This is a genomic window from Microbacterium sp. K35, assembly GCF_004794375.1.
GTDB lineage: Bacteria > Actinomycetota > Actinomycetes > Actinomycetales > Microbacteriaceae > Microbacterium > Microbacterium sufflavum.
Map to the genome: position 1 here is coordinate 1 of NZ_SSDM01000181.1, position 3,084 is coordinate 3,084.

The window sequence follows — 3,084 nt, forward strand, 5'->3', positions numbered from 1 at the left end:
CGCGGCTCGGCCGTGAGGGGAGGGGCGGGCGGCGGTGGCACGGGTGCGGACTCGGCGGGCTGCTGGGGGTCGCTCATGCCCCGAGCGTAGCCGCGCCGCCGTGGCGCGACGAGGGGGTTGTGCGACGGTCAGCGGTAGCCGTGACCCGGCTCGGCCTGCTGGTGCACGTCGCGACCGGAGACACGGCTCCAGTCGGTGGGGGTGGGGCGGTAGCCGTCGCGGCGCAGTTCGACGATCGTGGCGACGACCGCCCACCCGGCGATGGCGAGAAGCGCGATGATGAGTATCATGGCAGAAAAGCTACGCGCAGCGGGTTACGGCCACGAGTGGCAGAAACGACCCTCTACGACAGAAAACTGCCAACCAGGAGAGTGCATGAAGACGGTCGCCTGCGTCATCCAGGACGGATTCGCCCCCTTCGAGTTCGGTGTCGCGTGCGAGGCGTTCGGCCTCGACCGCTCGGACGACGGCGTGCCGAACTTCGACTTCCGCATCGTCGCGCCGGAGCCCGGGGTCGTGCGCTCCAAGATCGGCTTTTCCGTCAATGTCGAGCACGACCTGACCTTCGCCGACGAAGCCGACCTCGTGGTGTTCTGCCCCGTGCCCCGCTCGACCTGGGGTCGTATCGACGAGCGTCTGACCGATCTCGCCCGCGCCGCGGTCGACCGGGGCGCCTGGGTCATGAGCGTGTGCAGCGGATCGTTCATCCTCGCGGCGGCCGGGGTGCTCGACGGGCGCCGTGCCACGACCCACTGGATGTACGCGCACACCATGGCCGAGATGTACCCGCGGATCGACATCGACCCCGACGTGCTGTTCGTGCAGGACGACCGCATCATCACCAGCGCCGGGACCGCCGCGGGCATCGACGCGTGCCTGCACCTGCTGCGCCAGGAGCTCGGGGCCGAGATCACCAACCGCATCGCCCGCCGCATGGTCGTGCCGCCGCAGCGCGACGGCGGTCAGGCGCAGTTCATCGACCGCCCCATCCCGGTGGCGCCGTCGGACTCCCTCGCCGCGGTCGCCGACTGGGCCGTGGAGAACCTGCGCGAGGAGCTCAGCGTCGACCACCTCGCCGGCCGGGCGCTCATGTCGCCGCGCACGTTCGCGCGGCGCTTCAAGGCCGAGTACGGTGCGACACCCGCCGCGTGGCTCGCCCGGCAGCGCATCATCCACGCGCAGCGTCTGCTGGAGCGCACCGACCTGCCCCTCGAGCACATCGCCGGCGAGTGCGGCTTCGGCTCGGCGGCCGTGCTGCGGCAGAACTTCGCCAGGGTGCTCGGCGTGACGCCCACGGCCTATCGGGCGCGGTTCTCCTGCGCGGACGACGCGGTGCCCGCGGCCTGAGTCGCGGCGTGCCGGGTCGGTGCGGGTCGTGCGGCGTGGATAACGGGCCGGGGGAGGCGCGGGGAGGCGCGGTTTCGATCCGGAAGGCCAGGGTGCCGCGGGTCAGGGCGCCGGGGGTCAGGCGGTCCAGTGCGCGGGGGACGGGAGGGTGACGTCGCGCACCTCGACCCCCGCGGGGGTGACCGCGGCCACGGCGTACAACAGCGACTGCGTCGGATACCCGTGCGGACGGTTGTCGCGGATGATCGCGCGGTCGTCCTCGGGTGACAGCTCCGCGGAGGCCCCGAGCAGCGCCGTCCACTCCGCGAGCCAGTCGGCGCTCGCCGCGGCGGGCCCGAGGGCGCGGAACTCCGGCAGCCACGCGGTGATGCGCGGCGTCTGCTCGTCGTCGAGGTCGTCGTGCGCGATCATGTGGGTTCCGGGCGTCACCGGGGTCTCGCGCAACGTCGCGCCGTCCCACGACACCACCCGCGCGCCGTCGGGCCCGACCTCGAGCAGGTTGAACCCGTGCATGCGGGGGAGGCCCTGCGGCGAACGGCCCGACACCGATTCGAGCGGCAGCGATCCGCGCGATGCCGCGGGGCCGGGGAGGTCGTTCACGTCGGCACGGTTGAGCAGCACCGCGAGGCGGCGCTCCTGCGGGTTCACCGCGAGCCAGGCCCCGCCCGCCCGGCGGTCGCGGATGCCGATCACCCCCGGATACTGCTCCGACCACCACGGGCCGAGCGCGTCCCACTCGCGGTGGGGATCCTCGTCTCGCACGGCCAGCAGCCGTGCCGAACCGGCAGTCTCGACATCGATCACGACCGTGCACACCCTCCCGAGTCTAGGTCGCCCGCGCGCGCCGGGGCCCTCCCGGCGCGGCGTCGAGGACGTGCGCGGGACCGGCGTGCCGGCCCCGCTGCGATCCTGCAGGCCCGGGCGGGGGCGGGCTGGGGCAGAATCGAGACGTGAACATCGTGGTGGGGGTCACGGGCGGCATCGCCGCCTACAAGACGGTGCACCTGGTGCGCCTGCTGACGAAGGCGGGTCACGACGTGACGGTGGTGCCCACGGCGGACGCCCTGCGTTTCGTGGGGCTGCCGACGTGGGAGGCGATCAGCAGGCACCCGGTCACCACGAGCGTGCACGACGATGTGGCGAAGGTGCGCCATGTCGCGCTCGGGCAGGCCGCGGAGCTCGTGGTGGTGGCGCCCGCGACCGCCAACACGCTCGCGAAGATGGCCGCCGGGCTGGCCGACGACCTCCTGGGCACCACGCTGCTCGCGACCGAGGCGCCGGTGCTGGTGGCCCCGGCGATGCACGCGGAGATGTGGCGGCACCCCGCCACGCAGGCGAACATGGGCACGCTCCGTGAGCGCGGCGTGCACGTGGTCGGTCCGGCCGACGGTGAGCTGGCGGGTGGCGACAGCGGTCCGGGGCGGATGGCGGAGCCGGAGGAGGTGTTCGCGGCGGCGCAGACCCTCCTCACGCCCGGCGACCTCGCCGGCGTCCGGGTGGTGGTGTCGGCGGGTGGCACGCGCGAGCCGATCGATCCGGTGCGCTTCCTCGGCAACCGTTCCAGCGGGCGGCAGGGGGTCGCCCTGGCCGCCGAAGCCGCCGCCCGCGGAGCCGAGGTGACCCTGGTGGCGGCGAACGTGTCGGGCGACGTGCGCGAGGCCGCGCGGCATCCGGGCATCCGGGTGGTCACGGTCGGCACGGCCGCGGAGCTGTCCGCCGCGATGGCCGAGGCGGCCG

General features: G+C 73.8%; 4 protein-coding genes. 2 read left to right on the forward strand and 2 right to left on the reverse strand.

Annotation, left to right across the window (positions count from 1 at the left end; genetic code table 11):
* Nucleotides 1–128: 128 nt before the first annotated feature.
* On the reverse strand, nt 129–290 hold the full coding sequence (locus DW299_RS18915; RefSeq protein WP_168387248.1) for a hypothetical protein: 162 nt from the start codon (nt 288–290) through the stop codon (nt 129–131).
* Nucleotides 291–375: 85 nt separating this feature from the next.
* On the opposite strand from DW299_RS18915, the gene DW299_RS06965 reads away from it, so the two are divergent.
* Nucleotides 376–1,347, forward strand: coding sequence for a GlxA family transcriptional regulator (locus tag DW299_RS06965; RefSeq protein ID WP_136035150.1), 972 nt, complete (start codon nt 376–378; stop codon nt 1,345–1,347).
* Nucleotides 1,348–1,464: 117 nt separating this feature from the next.
* Here DW299_RS06965 and DW299_RS06970 read toward each other — a convergent pair whose 3' ends face one another.
* Entirely contained in the window at nt 1,465–2,163 is a 699-nt protein-coding gene (locus DW299_RS06970) for an NRDE family protein (RefSeq protein WP_136036153.1), read from the reverse strand.
* A 134-nt stretch (nt 2,164–2,297) separates the two neighbouring features.
* On the opposite strand from DW299_RS06970, the gene coaBC reads away from it, so the two are divergent.
* Nucleotides 2,298–3,084, forward strand: a 787-nt coding sequence (gene coaBC / locus DW299_RS06975; protein WP_136036154.1) for a bifunctional phosphopantothenoylcysteine decarboxylase/phosphopantothenate--cysteine ligase CoaBC, incomplete at its 3' end; no start/stop codon positions are given.

Bases quoted from the DNA above. Each gene is read 5' to 3' on its own strand.
- DW299_RS06965 (WP_136035150.1), top strand. From the start codon at position 376: ATGAAGACGGTCGCCTGCGTCATCCAGGACGGATTCGCCCCCTTCGAG.
- DW299_RS18915 (WP_168387248.1), bottom strand. From the start codon at position 290: ATGATACTCATCATCGCGCTTCTCGCCATCGCCGGGTGGGCGGTCGTC.